At 59.0% G+C, this 24,599-nt stretch carries 23 protein-coding genes; 19 read left to right on the top strand and 4 right to left on the bottom strand.

Going from position 1 to position 24,599, the window contains the following annotated elements; all coding sequences use genetic code 11:
* Positions 1-14: 14 nt before the first annotated feature.
* Positions 15-1,412 (bottom strand): galactose/proton symporter, encoded by a 1,398-nt coding sequence (gene galP, locus CU081_RS07955; protein WP_015571832.1) that lies wholly within the window; start codon positions 1,410-1,412, stop codon positions 15-17.
* A 416-nt stretch (positions 1,413-1,828) separates the two neighbouring features.
* Positions 1,829-2,983: a methionine adenosyltransferase gene (gene metK / locus CU081_RS07960; RefSeq protein ID WP_003860037.1), complete on the bottom strand. Its 1,155-nt coding sequence runs from the start codon at positions 2,981-2,983 to the stop codon at positions 1,829-1,831.
* A 425-nt stretch (positions 2,984-3,408) separates the two neighbouring features.
* Here metK and CU081_RS26825 point away from each other — a divergent pair, with 425 nt between their 5' ends.
* The 4 genes from CU081_RS26825 to speB all read left to right on the top strand — a co-directional run bounded on the left by CU081_RS26825 (position 3,409) and on the right by speB (position 6,890).
* On the top strand, positions 3,409-3,549 hold the full coding sequence (locus CU081_RS26825; RefSeq protein ID WP_418235904.1) for a hypothetical protein: 141 nt from the start codon (positions 3,409-3,411) through the stop codon (positions 3,547-3,549).
* 94 nt (positions 3,550-3,643) lie between these two features.
* Positions 3,644-3,775: an acid stress response protein YqgB gene (yqgB, locus tag CU081_RS07970; protein ID WP_057979949.1), complete on the top strand. Its 132-nt coding sequence runs from the start codon at positions 3,644-3,646 to the stop codon at positions 3,773-3,775.
* An 8-nt stretch (positions 3,776-3,783) separates the two neighbouring features.
* Complete coding sequence (speA, locus tag CU081_RS07975; protein WP_003860039.1) at positions 3,784-5,760, top strand: biosynthetic arginine decarboxylase; 1,977 nt, start codon at positions 3,784-3,786, stop codon at positions 5,758-5,760.
* A gap of 209 nt (positions 5,761-5,969) precedes the next feature.
* Positions 5,970-6,890, top strand: a complete 921-nt coding sequence (gene speB, locus CU081_RS07980; protein WP_003860040.1) for an agmatinase — start codon at positions 5,970-5,972, stop codon at positions 6,888-6,890.
* A gap of 3 nt (positions 6,891-6,893) precedes the next feature.
* Here speB and CU081_RS07985 read toward each other — a convergent pair whose 3' ends face one another.
* Entirely contained in the window at positions 6,894-8,105 is a 1,212-nt protein-coding gene (locus tag CU081_RS07985; RefSeq protein ID WP_032645738.1) for an MFS transporter, read from the bottom strand.
* 415 nt (positions 8,106-8,520) lie between these two features.
* Between CU081_RS07985 and CU081_RS07990 the strand changes: the two genes are divergently transcribed.
* The 14 genes from CU081_RS07990 (at position 8,521) to CU081_RS08055 (ending at position 21,215) form a co-directional block, all read left to right on the top strand.
* On the top strand, positions 8,521-8,844 hold the full coding sequence (locus tag CU081_RS07990; RefSeq protein WP_003860044.1) for a Rieske (2Fe-2S) protein: 324 nt from the start codon (positions 8,521-8,523) through the stop codon (positions 8,842-8,844).
* Positions 8,841-9,149 carry a recombinase-like helix-turn-helix domain-containing protein gene (locus tag CU081_RS07995; RefSeq protein WP_022651826.1) on the top strand — a complete coding sequence of 103 codons (309 nt, stop codon included), beginning with the start codon at positions 8,841-8,843 and terminating at the stop codon, positions 9,147-9,149. The genes CU081_RS07990 and CU081_RS07995 overlap by 4 nt, the downstream gene beginning before the upstream one ends.
* A 10-nt stretch (positions 9,150-9,159) precedes the next feature.
* Positions 9,160-10,182, top strand: a complete 1,023-nt coding sequence (locus CU081_RS08000; RefSeq protein WP_022651825.1) for an aromatic ring-hydroxylating oxygenase subunit alpha — start codon at positions 9,160-9,162, stop codon at positions 10,180-10,182.
* Positions 10,182-10,931, top strand: coding sequence for an SDR family oxidoreductase (locus CU081_RS08005; protein ID WP_003860050.1), 750 nt, complete (start codon positions 10,182-10,184; stop codon positions 10,929-10,931). The genes CU081_RS08000 and CU081_RS08005 overlap by 1 nt, the downstream gene beginning before the upstream one ends.
* Before the next feature lie 12 nt (positions 10,932-10,943).
* Entirely contained in the window at positions 10,944-11,732 is a 789-nt protein-coding gene (locus tag CU081_RS08010) for an IclR family transcriptional regulator (protein WP_003860053.1), read from the top strand.
* A 78-nt stretch (positions 11,733-11,810) separates the two neighbouring features.
* A complete protein-coding gene (locus CU081_RS08015) occupies positions 11,811-12,737 on the top strand; it encodes a VOC family protein (protein WP_003860055.1) in 927 nt (308 codons plus the stop codon).
* Entirely contained in the window at positions 12,734-13,921 is a 1,188-nt protein-coding gene (locus CU081_RS08020; protein ID WP_022651824.1) for an NAD(P)/FAD-dependent oxidoreductase, read from the top strand. Before CU081_RS08015 ends, CU081_RS08020 begins: the two co-directional genes overlap by 4 nt.
* Positions 13,922-13,946: 25 nt before the next feature.
* Entirely contained in the window at positions 13,947-15,203 is a 1,257-nt protein-coding gene (locus tag CU081_RS08025; RefSeq protein ID WP_003860059.1) for an MFS transporter, read from the top strand.
* 10 nt (positions 15,204-15,213) lie between these two features.
* Positions 15,214-15,744 (top strand): cupin domain-containing protein, encoded by a 531-nt coding sequence (locus CU081_RS08030; protein WP_003860061.1) that lies wholly within the window; start codon positions 15,214-15,216, stop codon positions 15,742-15,744.
* Between the two features lie 9 nt (positions 15,745-15,753).
* Positions 15,754-16,524, top strand: coding sequence for an alpha/beta fold hydrolase (locus tag CU081_RS08035; protein WP_022651823.1), 771 nt, complete (start codon positions 15,754-15,756; stop codon positions 16,522-16,524).
* On the top strand, positions 16,508-17,302 hold the full coding sequence (locus CU081_RS08040) for an SDR family oxidoreductase (protein WP_022651822.1): 795 nt from the start codon (positions 16,508-16,510) through the stop codon (positions 17,300-17,302). The genes CU081_RS08035 and CU081_RS08040 overlap by 17 nt, the downstream gene beginning before the upstream one ends.
* Positions 17,303-17,311: 9 nt before the next feature.
* The gene (locus CU081_RS08045) at positions 17,312-18,082 is read left to right on the top strand and encodes an aspartate dehydrogenase (protein WP_022651821.1); all 771 of its coding nucleotides are present in this window, start codon (positions 17,312-17,314) and stop codon (positions 18,080-18,082) included.
* A gap of 9 nt (positions 18,083-18,091) precedes the next feature.
* On the top strand, positions 18,092-19,561 hold the full coding sequence (locus CU081_RS08050) for an aldehyde dehydrogenase (protein WP_022651820.1): 1,470 nt from the start codon (positions 18,092-18,094) through the stop codon (positions 19,559-19,561).
* A 13-nt stretch (positions 19,562-19,574) separates the two neighbouring features.
* Complete coding sequence (locus tag CU081_RS08055; protein WP_022651819.1) at positions 19,575-21,215, top strand: thiamine pyrophosphate-binding protein; 1,641 nt, start codon at positions 19,575-19,577, stop codon at positions 21,213-21,215.
* A 45-nt stretch (positions 21,216-21,260) separates the two neighbouring features.
* Here CU081_RS08055 and CU081_RS08060 read toward each other — a convergent pair whose 3' ends face one another.
* Positions 21,261-22,019, bottom strand: a complete 759-nt coding sequence (locus tag CU081_RS08060) for a M48 family metallopeptidase (RefSeq protein ID WP_003860073.1) — start codon at positions 22,017-22,019, stop codon at positions 21,261-21,263.
* 272 nt (positions 22,020-22,291) lie between these two features.
* Between CU081_RS08060 and tkt the strand changes: the two genes are divergently transcribed.
* Positions 22,292-24,283 (top strand): transketolase, encoded by a 1,992-nt coding sequence (gene tkt, locus CU081_RS08065; protein ID WP_003860074.1) that lies wholly within the window; start codon positions 22,292-22,294, stop codon positions 24,281-24,283.
* The last annotated feature ends 316 nt before the right edge of the window (positions 24,284-24,599 follow it).

Raw genomic sequence — 24,599 nt, forward strand, 5'->3', positions numbered from 1 at the left:
CTCCCGCAGGAGGATCAGTCGTGTGCGCCTATTTCGCGCAGAGGACGACCTTTCATCAGGTTACGTTCAATGTGTTCCAGTGAAACATGTTTGGTTTCAGGAACCAGCCAGATAGTGAGAACAATAAAGAACAGGTTCAGACCGGCGTAGACCCAGAAGGTGTTGGCATTACCCAGAGTATTAAGCATGGTCAGGAACGTTGCGCCGACGATCATGTTGGCAATCCAGTTGGTCGCGGTAGAGCAGGTGATGCCAAAATCACGTCCTTTCAGCGGCTGGATCTCAGAGCACAGCACCCAAATCAGCGGACCGGCGCTCATCGCAAACCCAATGATAAACATCAGCAGCATCGCCACGGCGAAGTACTGTGCCGTTGGGGAGTGAATGCCCATGTGCATCATGGTACCCAGCACGCCCATCCCGACGGCCATCACCAGGAAGCCCAGCGTCAGGGTTGGCTTACGTCCCCAGCGGTCCACCAGACCGATAGCGATAAAGGTCGCCAGCACGTTGGTCAGGCCGACGATCACGGTGCCCCACATCTGCTCGGTGGTGTTGGTGTAGCCCGCCAGTTCGAAGATTTTCGGCGCGTAATACATGATGACGTTCATCCCGGTGAACTGTTGCATGATCTGTAACAGCACGCCGAGGAACACCGCGCGGCGGAAGTTGCTGTTCTCTTTGAACAGCGCCCAGCCGGACTGTTTGACCTTCAGGCTTTCGCGGATCTCTTCCAGCTCGTTTTTGGCTTCGGCGCTGGTATCACGCAGGCGTAAGAGCACGCGTTCGGCATCATGGAAGCGGCGTTTGGCGGCAAACCAGCGCGGACTGTCCGGCAGGAAGAAGACGCCAATCAGCAGCAGGATGGCAGGAATGATGATGACGCCCAGCATCCAGCGCCATGCGCCGCTGTAGCTGAAGGCGGTATCGGAGAGATAAGCCCCCAGAATACCGATGGTGATCATCAGCTGATACATGGAAATCATGCTGCCGCGGATTTTTTCCGGAGCGATTTCAGACAGGTACAGCGGGGCAGTATAAGACGCCACGCCCACTGCCAGACCGAGCAGCACGCGGGAGATGATCAGCACTTCAACATTAGGCGCAGCGGCAGAGAACAGTGAGCCGGCAACGAACAGGATCGCGCCAATCATCAGGCTCTTTTTACGCCCGAGCTTAAAGGAGAGCCAGCCGCTGCCGACCGCGCCGACGGCGGCACCGAACATCATGGAGCTAACCACCCATTCCTGAGTATGTGCGCTAATCTGGAACTCATCGGTGATGAAAGGTAATGCACCGGCAATTACGCCAATATCCAGGCCAAAGAGTAATCCTGCCAGAGCGGCGAGGAAGCAGACGAAGAACGTCATTGCCTTATTGGACGTACGCCCCTGTTTATTATTGTCAGGCATTATGCCCTCCAGTTGGGTTATCAGTTTTTACGATATTAAGAGTAGGTGAGCGGCTCATAAAAATATGTGAGTCAAATCACAACGGTGTAATCGGTTACACTGGCTTGTAACCGTAAAAATAATTAAAGCTTTGAAAATATAGAGGTAAATTAATTGATGTGCATCGCGTTTGCACAAATTTCAGACTTAACTGAAAGGGAATGTAACAGCAGAAGAAATGCGATCATGCAAAGAGAATATTCTGAAAGCGGGGTATAGAGAGTGAGGTGTAAACGGTTCCAAACATTGTCGGGTGGCTGCTGCGCCTTACCCGGCCTACAAAAACTCACTACCCGTAGGTCGGGTAAGGCATAGCCGCCACCCGACATAAAAAAGGCCAGCACAAAGGCTGGCCTGTTTAAGCTGCTGGCAGTCGATTATTTCAGACCGGCAGCATCACGCAGCAGGGCGGCTTTGTCGGTTTTTTCCCATGGGAAATGTTCGCGGCCAAAGTGACCGTACGCTGCGGTTTCCTGGTAGATTGGGTGCAGCAGATCCAGCATCTGAATCAGACCGTATGGACGCAGGTCGAAGAACTCACGCACCAGCAGGGTCAGCTGTTCAGAAGGCACTTTTTCAGTACCGAAGGTTTCCACCATGATGGAGGTTGGCTCAGCCACGCCGATGGCGTAGGAAACCTGAATTTCACAGCGGTCAGCCAGACCGGCAGCAACGATGTTTTTCGCCACATAACGTGCAGCGTACGCGGCAGAACGGTCAACTTTAGACGGATCTTTACCGGAGAATGCGCCGCCGCCGTGACGTGCCATGCCGCCGTAGGTATCTACGATGATTTTACGACCGGTCAGACCGCAGTCACCCATTGGGCCGCCGATAACAAAGCGTCCGGTTGGGTTGATGAAGAATTTGGTCGCAGAGCTCAGCCATTCAGTTGGCAGAACCGGCTTGATGATCTCTTCCATCACCGCTTCTTGCAGGGATTTCTGGTCAATCTCTTCAGCATGCTGCGTGGAAAGAACCACGGCATCGATACCGACGATTTTCCCGTCGTCATACTGGAAGGTCACCTGGCTTTTCGCATCCGGACGCAGCCACGGCAGAGTGCCGTTTTTACGCACTTCAGCCTGACGCTGCACCAGACGGTGTGCGTAGGTCACCGGCGCTGGCATCAGCACGTCGGTTTCGTTGGTTGCGTAGCCGAACATCAGGCCCTGGTCGCCCGCGCCCTGTTCCAGCGGATCGGCACGGTCAACGCCCTGGTTGATGTCCGGAGACTGTTTGCCAATCGCGCTCAGTACGGCGCAGGAGTTGGCATCAAAGCCCATATCAGAATGTACATAGCCGATCTCACGCACCGTGTTACGGGTGATCTCTTCGATATCAACCCATGCGCTGGTGGTGATCTCACCGCCAACCAGAACCATGCCGGTTTTGACATAGGTTTCACACGCTACGCGCGCCTTTGGATCCTGCGCGAGGATCGCATCCAGCACCGCATCGGAGATTTGGTCAGCAATTTTATCAGGATGTCCTTCTGATACGGACTCGGACGTAAACAGGTGTTTTGCCATGTTTTATTTCACCTAAGAGGAATTTGGTTAGCTCAAGCTGCTGTGTGGAATAGCCATAGGAGATAATTCTACCAAGGCCTACAGGATTTTGACACTGGCAGTCTGAGTGTTAATCGGTATGGATGGATTAACATCTGGACGTCTATTTTAGGTCACTTCTTCACCCGATTTCCAGTTTTTTTTGACTCACCTCTCATTGCGTTGAAAACACGGCTGGAAATTTTTCCTGACGACGCTGGCAACCTGCGCATTTTTGTTTTGCTTTTTAGCGACCTTCTCGGTATAAAACGCGGCGCGCGGCTCATATAAAATAAGCGCTCGATGAACACATCGTGTCGCCACTTCCAGCCGGGTTAAGCAGTGAACTTTTAGCTTTGGCTTGTGGTCCGTTTCAGCAGAGGCGGCCGTGGAGGTGATACCAGATAATGAACCATCGTTTTCCGCTCATTCAGCGCAGCCGTTCTGGCGCGCATTTGATTCCCACCCGCACTTCTGGTCTAAACACCTGCCGATGTTATACCCATCTCGGTGCTTCTCAGGATTCCAGAGCCGGTCACGCTTTGTGAAAACTGAACAAGGGCGCTCTTGTTAATACAGGAGTTTTCTCGTGGTTTCGCCGAACCTTGTCATACAGAGTTCGGATACGTGTTTTACAATGATATGAATAAGAAACCGGTCGCACGGTCTGGATTTCAGCATACTCTGCTGGGAAATGGAGCCGTTAATGGGTTGTTATCGCCGTATAACGCTGCGATAGTAGTCAACTGTTTTACACTTAATACAAAGAGTTGAGGTTCGCTATGTCTGACGACATGTCTTCTTTTTCGCCTTCGTCAGCGGGCGAACAGGGTGTACTACGTTCTATGCAGGAGGTTGCGATGAGCTCCGAGGAAGCCAGCAAGATGCTGCGCACTTACAATATTGCCTGGTGGGGCAATAACTACTACGACGTTAACGAGCTGGGCCACATCAGTGTCTGCCCGGATCCGGACGTCCCGGAAGCGCGCGTGGATCTCGCTAAACTGGTGAAAACCCGTGAAGCGCAGGGTCAGCGCTTGCCTGCACTGTTCTGCTTCCCGCAGATCCTGCAACATCGCCTGCGTTCTATTAACGCCGCGTTCAAACGCGCGCGGGAATCGTATGGTTATAACGGCGACTATTTCCTCGTTTACCCGATCAAGGTCAACCAGCACCGTCGCGTGATTGAGTCCCTGATCCACTCCGGCGAGCCGCTGGGCCTGGAAGCAGGCTCTAAAGCGGAGCTGATGGCGGTTCTGGCGCACGCGGGCATGACCCGGTCGGTGATCGTCTGTAACGGCTATAAAGATCGCGAATACATTCGTCTGGCGCTGATTGGCGAGAAGATGGGCCACAAGGTCTATCTGGTGATCGAGAAGATGACCGAAATCGCGATCGTGCTGGAAGAGGCCGAGCGTCTGAACGTGATCCCGCGCCTTGGCGTGCGTGCGCGACTGGCGTCGCAGGGTTCCGGTAAATGGCAGTCTTCCGGCGGTGAAAAATCCAAGTTCGGCCTCGCGGCGAACCAGGTGCTTCAGCTGGTGGAAATTCTGCGCGAGCGCGGTCGTCTGGACAGCATTCAGCTGCTGCACTTCCACCTCGGCTCGCAGATGGCCAACATTCGCGACATCGCCACCGGCGTGCGTGAATCGGCACGTTTCTACGTTGAGCTGCATAAGCTCGGCGTGAATATTCAGTGCTTTGACGTGGGCGGCGGCCTGGGCGTGGACTACGAAGGGACCCGCTCGCAGTCTGACTGTTCGGTAAACTATGGCCTGAACGAATATGCCAACAACATCATCTGGGCGATTGGCGATGCCTGCGAAGAGCACGGCCTGCCGCACCCGACGGTGATCACCGAATCCGGCCGCGCGGTCACGGCGCACCATACGGTACTGGTCTCTAACATCATTGGCGTTGAGCGTAGCGAAATCACCGAAGCCACGCCTCCGGCAGACGATGCCCCACGTTCCCTGCAAAGCATGTGGGAAACCTGGCAGGAGATGCACGAGCCGGGCACGCGTCGTTCCCTGCGCGAATGGCTGCACGACAGCCAGATGGACCTGCACGATATTCACGTCGGCTACTCGTCAGGCACATTCAGCCTGCAAGAGCGCGCGTGGGCCGAGCAGCTCTACCTGAATATGTGCCACGAAGTGCAGAAACAGCTCGACCCGAGCAACCGCGCGCACCGTCCGATTATCGACGAGTTGCAGGAGCGTATGGCGGACAAAATGTACGTCAACTTCTCCCTGTTCCAGTCGATGCCGGATGCCTGGGGTATCGACCAGCTGTTCCCGGTTCTGCCGCTGGAAGGGCTGAACCACGCCCCGGAACGCCGCGCCGTGCTGCTGGACATCACCTGTGACTCTGACGGCGCGATTGACCATTACGTTGACGGTGACGGTATCGCAACGACGATGCCAATGCCGGAGTACGATCCGGAGAACCCGCCAATGCTGGGCTTCTTTATGGTGGGGGCGTATCAGGAGATCCTCGGCAACATGCACAACCTGTTCGGTGATACCGAAGCGGTTGACGTGTTTGTCTTCCCTGACGGCAGCGTGGAGGTTGAGCTGTCCGACGAAGGGGACACCGTGGCGGACATGCTCGAATACGTTCAGCTGGATCCGAAAAAACTGCTCACCCAGTTCCGCGATCAGGTGAAAAACACCGGTCTGGACGACGCGTTACAGCAGCAGTTCCTGGAAGAGTTTGAAGCGGGTCTGTACGGGTACACCTACCTGGAAGATGAGTAGGTAAACTCCCTCTCCCGGTGGGAGAGGGGCGGAGTGAGGGCAACAGACCGCACAATGCCCTATACTCACTTGAACCCGTATGAATTAACGGCGATAATTCGCCCCAATTAGCGATTTACGAATCAATCCCTTCCTCGTCGGGTTTAACGACGCGGAGGGGATTTTTTTTCATCTGTTTTTAATGTATCGACTTTATAAGAGGTCAGGACATGAGCACTTTAGGTCATCAGTACGATAACTCTCTGGTATCTAACGCGTTTGGTTTTTTACGCCTTCCGATGAACTTCCAGCCGTACGACAGCGATGCGGACTGGGTGATCACCGGCGTACCGTTCGACATGGCAACGTCCGGTCGCGCGGGTGGTCGTCATGGTCCGGCGGCGATCCGTCAGGTTTCCACTAACCTGGCCTGGGAGCACAACCGCTTCCCGTGGAACTTCGACATGCGCGAGCGCCTGAACGTGGTGGACTGCGGCGATCTGGTGTACGCCTTCGGCGACGCGCGTGAAATGAGCGAAAAATTGCAGGCGCACGCCGAGAAGCTGCTGGCGGCCGGTAAACGCATGCTCTCCTTCGGCGGTGACCACTTCGTGACCCTGCCGCTGCTGCGCGCCCACGCGAAGCACTTCGGTAAAATGGCGCTGGTGCACTTCGATGCGCACACCGACACCTACGCGAACGGCTGCGAGTTCGACCACGGCACCATGTTCTACACCGCGCCGAAGGAAGGCCTGATCGATCCAAACCACTCCGTGCAGATCGGCATCCGCACCGAGTTCGACAAAGACAACGGCTTCACCGTACTCGACGCGGGCCAGGTGAACGATCGCGGCGTGGACGATATTCTGTCTCAGGTTAAGCAGATCGTCGGCGATATGCCTGTCTACCTGACCTTCGACATTGACTGCCTTGATCCGGCATTCGCACCGGGGACCGGTACGCCGGTGATCGGCGGCCTGACGTCAGATCGCGCCATCAAGCTGGTGCGCGGCCTGAAGGATCTGAACATCGTCGGGATGGACGTGGTGGAAGTGGCTCCGGCCTATGACCAGTCCGAGATCACCGCGCTGGCCGCGGCGACCCTGGCGCTGGAAATGCTCTACATCCAGGCGGCGAAAAAAGGCGAATAAGCCTTACGCGCTGATTGCTGCTGCGCGCCGCATGCGCAGCAGCAACATTCCCCCGGCAAGCAGGGTGACAACCTGCGAGACGACCAGCACCGAAAAGCCTGAACTGACCGACCCCACCGATCTCATCACCATCCCCATCAGCAGCGGAATAAACGCCGCGCAGATATTGCCGATCCCATTGATTATGCCGTAAGCGCTGCCCACCGCTTCCCGCGCGGCGTGATGCTGGATCACCGCCGGAATAGCCGCCCCCTGTAGCCCCCAGAAGACATTAGCCGAAAGCATAAACAGCGCCAGCCAGGCAGGCTGATGGCTGAGCATCAGCGCGACCACGGACAGCGCCGTCATCGCCCCGCCCGCCACAAACAGCATCGGTGCCTGTTCCGGACGCATTTTGTCGAGCAGCACGCCGCCCAGAAACTTTGACCCCAGGCTGAGCAGGAAGGGGATCGCCGCAAGCCAGCCCGTGGCATGCAGCGAGAAATGATGCTCGTCACGCAGCCACGCGGGCAGCCAGGCGCTGCTCCCCCAGAGATAGCTCAGGGTGGCGATTTCAACCACCATGATCCAGCCCAGCAGCGGCGTCTGCCAGGCCAGCGTGAAGGTGTGGACAAACCCCGGTTTTTTCGCGGTCGGGAGCTTGCGCGGCGCGGGCAGAAAACGCCAGATTAAGCTGCCCCCGAGGAGAAGGTTGATTGCCGCCAGTGCATAAAACGATCCGGCCCAGCCCAGATGCGACATCAGCCAGGTCACCAGCGGAAAGCCCACGGCCAGCCCGAGCGAGACGCCCAGCGCGGTCACGGCGTTGGGTTTACCGATCTCTTGCGCGCTAAAGTTATCGCTGATAAAGCGCGTTTTCAGCGAAAATAGCGGACCCTCCGCGATCCCCAGAATCACGCGGGCGATGAGCATTCCCGTCAGCGAGCCGAGCAAAGGTGAAGCCGCGCAGACCGCGGCCCAAATCGCAATGCTGCTTAATAATCCCTGCCGATAATGAAGTTTGCTTTCAATAACCGGCGTTAATAATAGAGCGGAAAAACCATAACCCAGAAGAAAGCAGGTCATGAGCAGGCCCTGTAACATTCTGTTTTCATTTAACTGAAAATGTTCGGCAAATTCCGGGTTTAAAATTATTACCGAGATATTTACCCGATCGACGTACGAAATAATAATGAGTAATAAAAGCGCAATCGTGCCTTGCCATCTTGCCGTCATCATGTCCGCCTTACGTTTTTTGTAACTTATATTTTTCATCAATGTGATTGTCACGGAGCTAAAATGGTTCACCTGTGAAACTCTTTGTTTAGTAAAGATAAATTAAAAATGAGTTTCACAGGTGAAACGCGAAAGAGGTGACGTTCATTTATTTTTAAAGAGTAAAAAGAAAGGAAGTCAATATCTTTTATTCAAAATAAGAGGCCATTAAAAAAACGTATTTCTCACGCTGCAATAATGAAAATTTCATATCGCTGCATTTTTTCGTGATCCCTTGCACACTTAGTTAATTAATTGCTGATCAATTAACAAATTCGTCACATTGTCGCTTGACGAAACATTCATCGCTTTTATATTGACCGTATTAAATAAGAAACAGAGTTTCATATATGAAACAAAAGCCTGGAGGATCGTGATGAGCTGGATAGGCGTATGTGACGCAGAGCAAGTACAGGAAGATTTCCCTTTTAGCGGCAACGTCGACGGTAAAGAGATCGGCGTTTACCTGATCGACGGTGAATATTACGCGCTGGAGGACGTATGCCCGCACGCCTATGCCCTGCTGAGTCAGGGCTTCGTGGAAGACGGCAAGGTGGAATGCCCGCTGCACGAGGCGGTATTCGACGTCAAAACCGGTCAGTGCCTGCACGGCCCCGGCGGGCGCAACCTCAACCGCTACCCGGTTCGGGTCTTTGAAAACCAGATTCAGATTACCTTCGTCGAGGAGACCGTGGCATGAGCGACACCCTGAACTTCAACCCGGCGCTGCCGGAAAGCCGCCAGTTTACCCCACCGGCAGAGGGCGGTAATGGCGCCATTCATAAGCCGGGTGATTACACCAACCTGATCTGGCAAACCCGCAGCCGCGAGCCGGAAAGCTGGGAAGTGAAGCTGATTGCGACGCTGGAAGATCTCTTCGAGCAGGGCGTTGAAACCTTGCCGGAGCTGGTAAGCGGGCTGAACGCGGTGCGCATGCACGACCAGCAGGGCGAGCCGTGGAGCGACGCCAGCTTCCAGGCATTCTTACAGGTTAACGGCTACTGAGGGCAACGCGATGACGACGACCGTACAACATTATCTGGATAAAGGCCTGCGTGGCCTCTGGTATCCGGTGCTGGCGAGCTGGGAAGTGCAGTCTGCGCCGGTGGGCATCACCCGCCTGGGCGAGCAGATTGTGGTCTGGCGCAATAAAGATGGCCAGGTTCAGGCGCTGGAGGACCGCTGTCCGCACCGCGGCGCGCGCCTGTCGATGGGCTGGAACCTTGGGGACCGCATTGCCTGCTGGTATCACGGCGTAGAGGTGGCGGGCAACGGCGAGGTGAAAGACGTACCCGCCGTGGATAAATGTCCGCTGGTCGGCCAGCAGTGCGTGCGCAGCTATAGCGTGCAGGAAGCGCACGGCGCCATCTTCCTCTGGTTTGGCGTCACCGCGGACCAGCAGCCGGACGAACTGACCTTCCCGGACGAGCTCGCCGATACGGACAGCTTCAGCAACTTCCTCTGCACCGCCGCGTGGAAATGCAATTACCAGTACGCGCTGGAAAACGTGATGGACCCGATGCACGGCACCTATCTGCACTCCTCGTCGCACTCGATGGCGGAAGGGGATCGCAAGGCCGACATGGTGCTCCAGCCGACCAAAACCGGTTTTATTTTCGAGAAGAAAGGGCAGAGCGGCGTCAATTTTGACTGGGTGGAGCTGGGCAACAGCGGCACCTGCTGGATGCGCCTCTCCATTCCGTACAAGAAGCGCTTCGGGCCGGGCGGCCACTTCTTTATCGTCGGCATGGTGGTGCCGGAAGATAACGACAACTGCCGCGTCTTCTTCTGGCGCATTCGCCGGGTGCAGGGCTGGCAGCGCGATATGTGGCGTTTCATGTACCGCAACCGTCTGGAAAAACTGCACTGGGAAGTGCTGGAGCAGGACCGCGTGGTGCTGGAAAGCCTAGCGCCAAACGCGCGCGATCATGAGTACCTGTATCAGCACGACGTCGGTCTTTCGCGCCTGCGCCGCATGATGCAAAAGGCCGCCAAAGAGCAGCTGGCGATGCGTGAAGCACAGCAGGGAGCCGCCTGATGAACGGGCTGCTGAGCGGCAAGCGCATCGTCATAACCGGCGCCGCGCGCGGGCTGGGCTTTCACTTTGCCAAAGCCTGCGCGGAGCAGGGCGCGGCGGTGGTGATGTGCGACATCCTGAAGGGCGAGCTGGCCGAAAGCGCCCACGCCCTGAGCGAGCGGGGCTATGCGATCGAACCGCACGTTATCGATCTGGCCGATCCACAGTCCATTGAGCAGGTGTTCAGCGCCATTGGCGAGCAGGGTCAGATCGATGGCCTGGTGAACAACGCGGCGATGGCGACGGGCGTCGGCGGCAAAAACATGCTCGATTACGATCCGGATCTCTGGGATCGGGTGATGAGCGTCAATGTCAAAGGCACCTGGCTGGTGACGCGCGCCGCCGTGCCGCTGCTGCGTGAAGGGGCGGGCATTGTGAACGTGGCGTCCGACACCGCGCTGTGGGGCGCGCCGCGCCTGATGGCCTACGTCGCCAGCAAGGGGGCCGTCATTGCCATGACCCGATCAATGGCGCGCGAACTGGGTGAAAAGCGTATACGCATTAATGCCATCGCGCCGGGGTTAACCCGCGTCGAGGCGACGGAATATGTCCCCGCCGAACGGCATCAGCTCTACGAAAACGGACGCGCGTTAACCGGCGCGCAGCAGCCGGAAGATGTCACCGGCAGCGTGGTCTGGCTGCTAAGCGATCTGTCTCGGTTCATCACCGGACAGCTGATCCCGGTCAACGGCGGTTTTGTCTTTAACTAAGGTAGGGCGATGATGGCAAACGATCAGGAAGTGAAGTATCTGGTGCCGGGGCTGGAGCGCGGTTTACAGCTGCTGTTGGCCTTTGGCGAGCAGCATCGCGATCTGACTTTTGCCGAGCTGCACCGGCTGGTGGATATGCCGAAGGCGACCGCCTATCGCGTGGTGCAGACGCTGGAGTACATGGGCTTTCTGGAGCGCAACACGCGCACCAATACCTTTTCGCTGGGCATGAACGTGCTGCGTCTTGGCTTTGAGTACATCGCCTCGCTGGACGTGGCGCAGGTCGGCCAGCCGGTGATCGAGCAACTGCGCGACGTGAGCCAGTGCAGCAGCCATCTGGCGATCCGCGACGGGCGCGACATTATATACATCGCCCGCGTCAGCGCCGCCGGGTCGCGTATCAACCAGGTCAGCATTGGTACCCGTCTGCCGGTGCACTGTACCTCGCTGGGCCGCATGCTGTTGACCGATATTTCCCGCGCTGATTTCGAACAGCTGTTCCCGCATGAGCGTCTGCCGGGCAACACGCCGGGGCAGCTTCACGACCGTGAAGCCCTGTGGCAGATGGTGCAGCAGGACAAAGCCCGCGGGTATGTCATCGGCGAATCCTTCTTCCGCCACGGCATCTCTTCCATCGTCTACCCGGTGTATGACCGAAGCGGCCGCGTGGCGGCGGTAGTCAGCATTCTGGTGCCGTCGGAGGAGATCCCGCAGAGCGACCGCGAGCGCCTGCAAAACGAGGTTCGCCTTGCGGCGGATAAAATTTCTGGCTTCTTAGGGTATCTATCACAGGCCAGTTAAATCAGTGAGTTAACGCCAGGCGCTTGACTGCGTCGGGCATGTTTTACGCCCAATCTGGGCCAGATGAGGCAACGAACGATGAGTGTAACCGGAATTGAAAAGCTGGAATTTGGTGTGGAAGACCTGACGCACTGCGCCAAATTTATGCGTGATTTTGGCCTGACGGGCGATGCCAGCGGCCAGCGTTTCACCACCCTGAGCGGCGCGCGCGTGGAGCTTAACCCGATCGACAGCCCCGACCTGCCGCCCGCGTTTGAAGCGGGCAACACCCTGCGCCGCATGACCTGGGCGGTTGCCGCACAGTCCGATCTCGACGCGCTGCGCCCGAAGCTGGCGCAGCAGCCCGGCTTTCGCGAAGTGGGCGACGCGCTGGAATGCCTCGATCCGAACGGCATGACGCTGCGCGTGCAGGTGACCCAGCAGACCGACGTGGAGCTTAACGTCGAGCCAATAAACCAGTGGGGCGACGCCCGCCGTATCGACACCCCCAGCCCGGTTTACGATCGCGCCCAGCCGATCAACGTGGGGCATGTGGTGTTCTTCGTGGAGGAGCTGGCGGCGGTGGAAAAATTCTACCGCGAGGTGCTCGGCTTCCAGGTCTCGGATCGCTATATCAACCGCGCCGTGTTCCTGCGCTGCGGCGTGCGTGGCGGCCATCACAACCTGTTCCTGCTGCAACTGCCGAACCGCAAGCGCGGCCTTAACCACGTGGCCTTCACCGTGCGCGACATCCACGAGGTGATCGGCGGCGGTATCGCGATGAATAAACATGACTGGAGCACCTTTATCGGACCGGGACGTCATCCGGTGTCGTCGGCGTACTTCTGGTACGTCAACAGCCCGACCGGCGGCGCGTTTGAGTATTACACCAACGATGATTACCTGACGGAAAACTGGCAGCCGCGCGAGCTGGAGCATTCCCTGGTCTCCTTCACCGAGTGGGCGGTGGAAGGCGGGATTGACCACGACACGCGCCGTCAGCAGAAAAAGCCGGAGGCGGTATGACATCGCGCATTGTCATTATCGGCGGCGGCCAGTCAGGCGGCTGGGCGGCGAAAACCCTGCGTGACGAGGGCTTCGACGGCGAGATTTGCGTGGTAGCGGAAGAGGAATGGGATTTCTACGAGCGGCCGCCGCTGTCAAAAGCGTCTCTGCTGGAACCGGACGCGGCGCTCCCAAGGCTGTTTACCGACGAGGTGCAGCAGGCGCTGGACCTGACCTGGTACCGACCGCTGCGCGCTGAATCTGTCGATCGCGATGAAAAAAAAGTCCTTCTTAGCAACGGCGAGCAGCTTAGTTACAACATCCTTTTAATCGCTACCGGCGGTCGGGCGCGCCTGCCTTCGCAGGCGTGGGCCAGCCATCCGCAGGTCTATACCCTGCGCCACTGGCAGGACGCGCAGCGCCTGAAAAGTCGCCTGTCGGAAAGTCACAAACTGGCGATTATCGGCGGCGGCTGGATTGGCCTTGAGATTGCCGCTTCCGCGCGGAAAAGCGGCGTGGCGGTCACGCTGTTCGAGCAGCAGCCTGCGCTCTGCATGCGCTCGGTGAGCGGCGAGGTGTCCCAGCGCCTGGAGGCCATCCACCGCGAGCAGGGGGTGGAGATCCGTACCGGCTGCGGCGCGCTGGAGCTGGAGGACGACGGCGGCCTGCCGGTCGTCCACTGCGACGGCAACCGTGAAACCTTTGATGCAGTGGTGGTGGGGATCGGCGTCGATCTCAATCTGGAGCTGGCGCGTGACGCGGGGCTGAAAACCGGGCGCGGGATCGTGGTGGATGCCCAGGGACGCACCTCGGATCCGTTCATCTTTGCCGCAGGAGATGTCGCCCAGCACCATCACTACGGCTTGTGCATCCAGTCCTGGGCCTTCGCCCAGAATCAGGCGGTGGCGACGGCGAAAGCGATGCTCAATCCCGATGCGCCAGGTTATGACGACGCGCCGTGGCTGTGGTCGGATCAATACCAGCACAACATTCAGATCCTCGGCATTCCGCAGGCAGGCTGCCGAACGATATTGCGTGAAGAGGCGCTGTACTTCTCGCTGGACGACAACGGGCGGCTAACGCAGCTTGTGGCGTTCAACGATGCGCGCACCGTCAAGCTGGCGAAGCGCTGGATGGCGGCAGGGCGGGATCTGTCGGACGTACCGCTTGCCGACCCGACATTTTCACTGATGTCACTGCGATAGCTAACCCGCACCCGTAGGGGGAGAAATGACCACACTAGAGACTAACACCGCGCCGGTTGAGGCGAGCGGTGAGGGGACCCGCACGCCCGAAAAAGCGGTGCGCTGGGCCATCCCGCTGTCGCTGCTGGCCTGCGTGCTGCTGGCGTTTTTCGACAAAATCAGCATCGCGGCGCTCTTTTCAGATACCCATTTCCAGCAGGCGATGGGCATTGATTTCGACACCACGCGCCTCGGCATTCTGATGAGCGCTTTCCTGCTGAGCTACGGCTTCTCATCGGTGTTTTTAAGCGGTTTAGGCGACAAAATCGCGCCGCTGCGCCTGCTCACCGGGATGATGGCAGTGTGGTGCGTGCTGATGGTGGCGATGGGCTTTACCCATAACTACACGCTGATGATCGTCCTGCGTATTCTGCTGGGCGTGGCGGAAGGACCGCTGTTCCCGCTGGCCTTCGCCATTGTACGCCACAACTTCCCGCAGCATTTGCAGGCACGCGCCACCATGCTGTGGCTGCTGGGCACCCCGGTGGGCGCGGCGATTGGTTTCCCGCTCTCCCTCTGGCTGCTAAACACCTTTGGCTGGCAGAGCACTTTCTTTGTGATGGCCATGCTTACCGTGCCGGTGCTTATCTTTGTGCGCATTGGTCTGCGCGGGATACGCCTGGAGGCAAAACCCGGTACCTCGCAGGCATCACAGGACGAGCGGCGCGCCGCACGGCGCGAGCTGTTTGTCAGCCCGCACTTCTGGATCATCTGCATCTTTAACATCGCTTTCCTGACCTACCTGTGGGGCATCAACGGCTGGTTGCCTGGCTACTTAATTAAGGGCAAAGGCATCCACCTGGAGCATGCGGGCTGGCTGTCGTCGATGCCGTTCATCGCCATGCTGGCAGGGGAAGTGATTGGCGCGTGGCTCTCTGACCGGGTCGATAAGCGCGCGGCGGCCTGCTTTATCTCGATGGCGGGGGCGGCGGTAGGCCTGGCGGCGGTGATGCACCTCGACACCCCGCTTGCCATCATTGCGGCGATGAGCTTCAGCACCTTTATGTGGGGCACCGGCGCACCCAACATTTTCGCCCTGCTGGCGAAGGCCACCCATCCCCGTGTGAGCGCCACGGCGGGCGGTATCTTCAACGGGCTGGGAAACTTTGCGGGCGCGCTGTCGCCGGCGGTGATGGGCGCGCTGATCGCCTTTACCCACAGCATGGATTCCGGGCTGATTTTTCTGGCGGTGATGGCGGCGGTGGGCTGCGTCCTGTTACTGCCGCTGCTGAGACGTTACTGAGGAGAGTGTCATGACTGATTCAATCGTAACCAACAAAACAGGCATCAAACCTGACCATCTGACGATGGAAGAGTGGGTCGAGTCGCGCATCGCGCGCTTCGAAGGCCGTAAATACGACTGGAACGCGCTGAAGTTCCAGGCCGATTTTGATCCGAAATATCGCCGGGCGCAGATGCGCTACATCGGCACCGGCGCAACCGGCGTGGCGAACGACACCAATACCGTGCAGGCGGACCATTTTACCTTCTCCACCATGGTGCTGCCGTCGAAGTGCGAAGGACCGCTGCACCTGCACGACGACGTGGAAGAGGTGTTCTTCATGCTCAAGGGGCAGATCACGCTGATGATCCAGGACGGCGACAACTACACCGAAACCGTGCTGCGCGAGCGTGACCTGATCTCCGTTCCGCCGGGCATCTATCGCGGCCTGTTTAACCACGGTGAAGAAGAGGCGCTGATGTGCGTCATGCTGGGGACCAATAAGCCGGAAATCCCGACCTATCCGTCCGATCATCCGCTTTCCAAAGTGAAGCGGAACTAAGGGGGCATGATGACGGGTTTTCGTGAACAGGGAAGCGGCATTCCGCTGATGCTGCTGCACGGGATCAGCTCCGGCGCCGCCTCCTGGCACAAGCAGATGGCGCTGAACGGTTTTCGCGTGCTGGCGTGGGACATGCCGGGCTATGGCGAAAGCCCGATGCTGGCCGTAGCGCGGGCAAACGCGGGGGATTACGCCGACGCGCTGGCGGCCATGCTGGATCGCGCCGGTGTCTGGCAGGCAGTGCTGGTCGGCCATTCCCTGGGGGCGCTGGTGGCCAGCGCCTTTGCGGCAAAGTTCCCGGATCGCGTCATTCATCTGGTGCTGGCCGACGCGGCGCAGGGGTACGGCAATGCCGCGCCGGAGCAGCGGGAGCAGGTCTGGCGCAACCGAGAGCAGCAGATGGCGCTGGGGGGCGAAATCCTCGCCCAGACCCGCGCCCCGAAGCTGCTGCGCCCCGGCGCGCGCGCGGAAGATATCGCCACCGTCGCGGCGGGCATGCGGGTGCTGCGCCCGGAAGGCTACCTTGCCGCCTCGTGGATGCTGGCGCATGACGACATCCACGGCTGGCTGAAGCGTTATTCCGGCAGTTTTGAAGTCTGGTGCGGCGAGCAGGATGCCATCACCCAGCCGGAGCTGGTTCAGGGTCTGGCGCTGCGCTACGGCATGCCGTTTATCGCCATTCCGCAGGCCGGGCACGCCAGCTATCTCGATAACGACGCGTTTTTCAACCAACAGCTTTTACGCATTAACGAAGAGGTGCGCGATGAATGCACAAATTGACGGGCGCGTAGCGGTAGTCACCGGCGGTTCTTCCGGCATTGGCTTTGAAACGCTGCGCCTGCTGCTGGGGGAAGGGGCGAAAGTCGCCTTCTGCGGCCGTGACGAGGACCGGCTCGCCAGCGCCCATGCGACGCTGCAAAACGAATTTCCCCACGGGGAGATTTTCGCTTTCCGCTGCGACGTGCTGAATGCCGACGAAGTTCAGGCCTTCGCGGATGCGGTGCAGGCGCGTTTTGGCGCGGCGGATATGCTGATCAACAACGCCGGGCAGGGCTACGTGGCGCACTTCCATGACACGCCGCGCGAGGCGTGGCTGCACGAAGCCGAACTCAAACTGTTCGGGGTGATTAACCCGGTGCAGGCGTTTCAGCCTCTGCTGGAGCAATCGGACATTGCCTCTGTTACCTGCGTCAACTCCCTGCTGGCGCTACAGCCGGAGGAGCACATGATCGCCACCTCCGCCGCTCGTGCCGCGCTGCTGAACATGACGCTGACGCTCTCGAAAGAGCTGGTGGGCAAGGGCATTCGCGTCAATTCCATACTGCTCGGCATGGTGGAATCCGGTCAGTGGCAGCGCCGCTTTGAACGCCGGGCGGACAAAAGCCAAAGCTGGCCGGAGTGGACGGCGGATATCGCGCGCAAGCGTGGCATTCCAATGGCGCGCCTCGGCAAGCCGCAGGAGCCCGCGCAGGCGCTGCTGTTCCTCGCCTCGCCGCTGGCCTCGTTTACCACCGGCGCGGCGCTGGACGTTTCCGGCGGCTTCTGCCGCCATCTGTAAGGACACATCATGAAAAAGGTAATGTTGATTGGTTTTGGCGCCATGGCGCAGGCGGTGATTGAGCGCCTGCCCGCCGGTGTGGCTATTGGCTGGATCGTGGCGCGCGCGTCTCACCATCCCGCCATTCACGACCAGTTTGGCAATGCGGTCGAGGCGCTGACGTCGCCGATGGCGTGCGCACAAACGCCGGATCTGGTGCTGGAATGCGCCAGCCAGCAGGCGGTGGCCCAGTACGGGGAAGAGATCCTGCGTCGCGGCTGGCATCTGGCCATCATTTCCACCGGCGCGCTGGCGGACAGCGCGCTGGAGCAGCGTCTGCTCGCCGCGGGCGGAAAACTGACCCTGCTTTCCGGTGCGGTGGCCGGTATCGACGGGCTGGCGGCGGCGAAAGAGGGCGGGCTTGAGCGCGTCACCTATCAGTCGCGCAAAAGCCCGGCCAGCTGGCGCGGCAGCTATGCCGAGCAGCTTATCGATCTGAATGCGGTGTCAGAGGCAAAGGTTTTCTTCGAGGGCAGCGCCCGCGAGGCGGCGCGCCTGTTCCCGGCGAACGCCAACGTGGCGGCGACCGTGGCGCTCGGCGGCGTCGGGATGGACGACACCCGCGTGCAACTGATGGTTGACCCGGCAACGAAACGTAACACCCACACGCTGCATGTCGAAGGATTATTCGGCGAGTTCCATCTGGAGCTGAGCGGACTGCCGCTGGCTTCTAATCCTAAAACCTCCACCCTGGCGGCACTGAGCGCGGTGCGCGCCTGCCGCGAGCTGGCCCTGAGCTGAGGAGTGACGATGGACGATCTGAAGATTTTTATCGGCGGCCAGTGGCGACGCGGCGGCGGCAACCCGATGCAGAGCCACTTTCCGGCAGACGGGTCGATCAACGCGACGCTGAATGCCGCCAGTCTGGATGACCTGGAGGAGGCGGTAGCCGCCGGAGAGCGCGCCTGGCGCGATCCCGCATGGCGTAACAGTCTGCCGCACATGCGCGCGAAGATCCTGCATAACGTTGCCGATCTTATTGAATCCCGCGTCGATGCGCTGGCGCAGATGCAGAGCCGTGATAACGGCAAGCCGCTGGCGGAAGCACGCGGGCTGGTGATGAGCGCGGCGGGAACGGCGCGCTACTTTGCCGCCGCCTGCGAGCTGCTGGAAGGGGAACTTCCGACGCCGCGCCAGCCGGATCTGCTGACGCTGAGCTGCTACGAGCCCCTTGGCGTGGTGGCGGCCATCACGCCGTGGAACTCGCCGATTGCCAGCGAGATGCAGAAGGTCGCACCGGCGATTGCCGCCGGGAACGCGGTGATCCTCAAGCCCGCCGAAGCCACGCCGCTGATGGCGCTGGAGCTGGCGCGGATTTTTGAACAGGCCGGGCTGCCCGCCGGGCTGCTGAGCGTCCTGCCGGGCAAAGGCTCGGTGATTGGCGATGCGCTGGCGCGTCATCCTCGCGTGCGGAAAATTTCCTTTACCGGCGGCACCACCACGGGCCGTCATCTGGCGCACGTGGCGGCGGAAAAACTGATCCCGGCCTCGCTGGAACTGGGCGGCAAATCGCCGACCATCGTGCTGGAGGATGCCGATATCGAACAGGCCGCGCGCGGGATCTGCTACGGCATTTTCAGCTCGGCGGGGCAGGCGTGTATCGCCGGGTCGCGGCTGTTTATCCACGAGAGTATTTACGCCCCGCTGATGGCGAGGCTGCTGGAATTAACACGCGGGCTGCGCGTCGGACATCCGTTTACCGACGGCGTCCATGTAGGACCGCTGATCAACGAAAAACATCGCCAGAGCGTGATCCAGTACGTCGAACTGGCGAAGCGTGAAGGGGGCCGCGTGCTGTGCGGCGGCGAGATCCCCGCCGATCCCGCTCTGGTAAACGGCAGCTTCTTTCTGCCAACCATTATCGAAGGGCTGAGCAACAGCGCCCGCGCCTGTCAGGAAGAGATCTTCGGCCCGGTGCTGGTGGCGATGCCGTTTGGCGATGAAGCCACGCTTATCCACGAGGCGAACGACTCGGTGTACGGCCTGGCGGCGGGGATCTGGACGCGCGATACCGGTCGCGCCCTGCGTCTCAGCGAGCAGCTGGAGGCAGGCACGGTGTGGATCAACACCTACAAGGTTTTTGCGATTTCGACCCCGTTCGGGGGCTTTAAAGAGAGCGGTCTGGGCCGCGAGAAGGGTATCCAGGGGCTGAAAGCCTGGATGCAACAAAAGAGCATTTATCTGGCGACGGGTAACAGCGTCAACCACTGGTGCGACTGAGAAAGGGTGAGCAATGAGCGAAATGATAACCGTCGGCGACGCCATCGCCAGAACGCTGGAGCAGTATCAGGTTGAGGCCATCTACGGCGTCATCTCCATTCACAACCTGCCGATCGCGGATGCGGTTGGGCAGCGGGGCAATATCCGCTTTGTGCCCGCGCGCGGTGAAGCCGGTTCCGTCACCATGGCCGATGCTCACGGGCGCTTTTCCGGCCTCGGCGTGGCGCTGACCAGCACCGGCGCGGGGGCCGGGAACGCGGTAGGCGCGCTGGTGGAAGCCATGAATGCCTGCACGCCGCTGCTGCATTTAACCGGGCAGGTTGAGAAAGCCTGGCTGGACGCCGACACCGGGTTTATCCATGAAACCCGTGACCAGCTGACCTTCCTGAAGGCCAGCTCAAAACGGGCGTACCGCATCAGCAATGCGAATCAGGCGATAGCGATTCTGCATAAAGCCATCCAGGACGCGCAGACCCCGCCGTGCGGACCGGTCTCGGTGGAAATCCCGATTGATATTCAGAGCGCCAAAATTCCGCTGTCGCTGGTAACCGCTCCGATCAAACCGGTATCGGCTCCGGCCGTGGATACCGGAATGGTTGACGCGCTGTGGGCGCAGCTCAAACAGGCGAAACAGCCGCTGCTGTGGCTGGGCGGCGGGGCGCTGGGAAGCGCTGAGGCGGTGAAAAAACTGGCAGATGCGGGCATCACCGTGATTTCCAGCACCCACGCGCGCGGCGTGCTGCCGGACAACCACCGCGCCAGCCTGCGGGCGTTCCACAACTCGCCGTCGGTGGAGGCGCTCATTGCGCAGTGTGATTTTACGTTGGTGGCCGGTTCTCGCCTGCGCAGCAACGAAACCCGATCCTGGACGCTTGAGCTGCCTTCCCCGCGGGTGCAGCTCGATATCGACCCGGCGGCAGCAAGCCGTAACTATCTGATGGATAGCACGTTGATAGCCGATTGTTCCGCGCTGCTTGGCGCGCTGGCTGAAAAAGTGCAGGGCCGCGAGTGGGGCAACGCCCAGTGGGATACGCAGGTACAGCAGGCTGTCGGGCAAGCTGAGCAGGGGCTGCGCGAGCAGTGCGGCGCCTATGCGAAGCTTAACGACGCCATTGAGAAAGCCCTGCCGAAAGACGGCCTGCTGGTGCGCGATATCACCGTGTCCGGCAGCCTGTGGGGTAGCCGCCTGTTCAGGGCTAACGGTCCGCTGATGAATATTCACTCCCTCGCCGGGGCGATTGGCATGGGCCTGCCGATGGCTATCGGCACCGCGATTGCCAACCCACAGCGCAAGGTGGTGGGGCTGGTGGGCGACGGCGGCCTGAGCCTCAATTTAGGCGAACTGGCGACGCTGGCGCAGGAGAAAGCCAACGTGACGCTGCTGATCATGAACGACGGGGGCTACGGCGTAATGCGTGGTATTCAGGATAAATATTTTGGCGGGCGTCAGTATTATAACGCGCTGCATACGCCGGATTTTACCCTGCTGGCGCAGGCGATTGGTCTACAGGCCTGGAGCGTTGAGCAGGCCGAGGATTTTGACGCGGTGATGATGGAAGCGTTAGCGATGCCGGGGCCGTCGGTGGTAGAGGTGCGGATGGGGCAGATTGGCGCCCTTAAGTTTGCCGGGCCGCCACAGAAAACGCTGTACTGATTGAGTCTTGTTGCCCGGTAGCGCGGCGCGCACCGGGCCGGAGTATTATTTAATACCGTCTGCCGCCATGCGGTCACGGATATGCTGCGCGCGTTCAACGGAGGCCGGGTGATCGTCAAACATGGAGCTTTGACGGCCTTCCTCCAGTTTCGCCAGTTTTTCGAAGCTGGTGGCTAAACCTGATGGATTGATGCCGCGTTTGCGCAACAGATCGTAAGAGTAGTCATCCGCTTCCGACTCCTGACGCTGGGAGAACTGGGAGTTAACCAGTTTCTCACCCACGTCGCCCAGCTGCGACTGGGACAGGCTGCCGACAATGCCGCCCGCAGAGGCCGCCGCTGCACGCACGGCATTGGTGCCCAGCGCAACCTGCATCCCTTTCTTCACGTGACCCAGAGCAACGTGACCCATTTCATGGCCGATCACCGCTTCCACTTCGTTGTCGGTCATCATGTCCATCAGGCCGCTGTATACGCGGATACAGCCGTTAGCCATCGCGAAGGCGTTCACGTCTTTCGCCATATACACCTTGTAGTTCACCGGCTGACCGTTAATGTTGTCGCCCAGCGCGGAAGCAATCTTGTTCAGACGCTGCGTGTAGGTGCTGTTTGCCGGGGCAAGCGTAGCTTTTCCATCCATATCCTTACAGGCCTCGTCGCTCAGCGCTTTCACCTGCGCATCGCTCAGTGAGTAGGCCTGAAAAGCTTCTGCGCCTGAGGTCATCAGGCCGTTAGAATCCATATTCTGACAGCCGCTTAGCAGGAGCGTTGTTCCCACAGCCAGCCCGATTGCACGCATTTTCATGATGTTGCTTCCGTACTCGTTAATCTGAATTAATTCCGAAAAATGCACCGTCAACGAAGCCGGTGTCGGGCTAAGTATAAGGAATATCTACAGGGGCGGGCGAGCAGATTGCGCAACATGCGAGCATGATCCAGAGATTTCTTAAGCAGCAAAAGAATGCTCCATGTACATGCCCTGCGGCTTGGGTTACATTGTTGGCACTTTTTTCCGGCGTAGCCCAAAACGCGCTGTCGTCAAGGGCATGGCCTTTAACAGTCCGATCTGGAGTTAAAATGTCCTCACGTAAAGAGCTTGCTAATGCTATTCGTGCGCTGAGCATGGACGCAGTACAGAAAGCCAAATCCGGCCACCCGGGCGCCCCTATGGGCATGGCTGACATCGCCGAAGTCCTGTGGCGTGATTTCCTGAACCATAACCCGCAGAACCCGGCATGGGCAGACCGCGACCGTTTCGTGCTGTCTAACGGCCACGGCTCTATGCTGATCTACAGCCTGCTGCACCTCACCGGCTACGATCTGCCAATCGAAGAGCTGAAAAACTTCCGTCAGCTGCACTCCAAAACTCCAGGTCACCCGGAAGTGGGCTACACCGCTGGCGTTGAAACCACTACCGGTCCGCTGGGTCAGGGCATCGCTAACGCCGTAGGTATGGCGATTGCAGAGAAGACCCTGGCGGCGCAGTTTAACCGTCCTGGCCACGACATCGTTGACCACTTCACCTACGCCTTCCTGGGCGACGGCTGCATGATGGAAGGCATTTCTCACGAAGTGTGCTCCCTGGCAGGCACCCTGAAGCTGGGTAAACTGGTTGCGTTCTACGACGACAACGGTATCTCCATCGACGGTCATGTTGAAGGCTGGTTCACTGACGACACCGCAGCACGTTTCGAAGCCTACGGCTGGCACGTTGTGCGCGGCGTTGATGGCCACGATGCTGACTCGATTAAACGTGCCGTAGAAGAAGCGCGCGCCGTGACCGACAAACCGTCCCTGCTGATGTGCAAAACCATCATCGGCTTCGGTTCTCCGAACAAAGCGGGCACTCACGACTCCCACGGCGCACCGCTGGGCGACGCGGAAATTGCACTGACCCGTGAAGCGCTGGGCTGGAAACACCCTGCCTTCGAAATCCCGTCTGAAATCTACGCTCAGTGGGATGCGAAAGAAGTGGGTCAGGCGAAAGAAGCGGCCTGGAACGAGAAGTTCGCGGCTTACGCGAAAGCCTTCCCACAGGAAGCGGCTGAGTTCACCCGTCGTATGAAAGGTGACATGCCGTCTGACTTCGACGCCAAAGCGAACGAGTTCATCGCGAAGTTGCAGGCGAACCCAGCCAAGATCGCCAGCCGTAAAGCATCTCAGAATGCGATCGAAGCGTTTGGCCCTCTGCTTCCAGAATTCCTCGGCGGCTCCGCTGACCTGGCGCCATCAAACCTGACCCTGTGGTCCGGATCTAAGCCAATCAACGAAGATACTGCCGGTAACTACATCCATTACGGTGTACGTGAGTTCGGTATGACTGCGATTGCCAACGGTATCGCTCTGCACGGTGGTTTCCTGCCGTACACTTCTACCTTCCTGATGTTTGTGGAATATGCACGTAACGCCGTGCGTATGGCTGCGCTGATGAAACAGCGTCAGGTGATGGTCTACACCCACGACTCCATCGGTCTGGGCGAAGATGGTCCAACTCACCAGCCAGTAGAGCAGGTGGCTTCCCTGCGCGTGACCCCGAACATGAGCACATGGCGTCCATGTGACCAGGTTGAATCTGCGGTGGCGTGGAAATACGGCGTTGAGCGTCAGGACGGTCCAACCGCGCTGATCCTCTCCCGTCAGAACCTGGCGCAGCAGGAGCGTACTCCAGAGCAGCTGGCGAACATCGCACGCGGTGGTTACGTGCTGAAAGATTGCGCGGGCCAGCCTGAGCTGATCTTCATCGCCACCGGTTCAGAAGTTGAACTGGCTGTAGCAGCATGGGAAAAACTGACTGCCGAAGGCGTGAAGGCGCGTGTGGTTTCCATGCCGTCTACCGATGCGTTCGACAAGCAGGATGCCGCGTACCGCGAATCCGTACTGCCTAAAGCGGTCTCCGCTCGCGTGGCAGTGGAAGCGGGTATCGCAGACTACTGGTTCAAATACGTGGGTCTGAACGGCGCTATCGTCGGGATGACCACGTTTGGTGAGTCTGCGCCAGCTGAACAGCTGTTTGAAGAGTTCGGCTTCACCGTTGAAAACGTTGTCGCTAAGGCGAAAGAACTGCTGTAATTGTTTGTCCGGTGCGGGCTGATGCCCTCACCCTGGCTCTCTCCCACGGGGAGAGGGAGAATAAAGTAGGCCGGGTAAGCGCTAACGCGCCACCCGGCTTTTTTGTAAGCATTATTCCACCCAAAATGTGACGCAAGTCATATAGCTCGCTTATTCATCTGGACAGACATTCCTTTTATTCCCCGATTCGCTTATTCTTGCTGAAGCGTTTCAGTCGATTAAATGTTCGACAATTGACCAATCAATCGCAGTTTGTGACAGCAAGGATTCCCCTTCGGGCGTCGCTGGATTACTCTTTCAGCCACCTCAAACTCAG

Origin of the sequence: Enterobacter sp. CRENT-193, assembly GCF_002787395.1 — a bacterium.
GTDB lineage: Bacteria > Pseudomonadota > Gammaproteobacteria > Enterobacterales > Enterobacteriaceae > Enterobacter > Enterobacter hormaechei_C.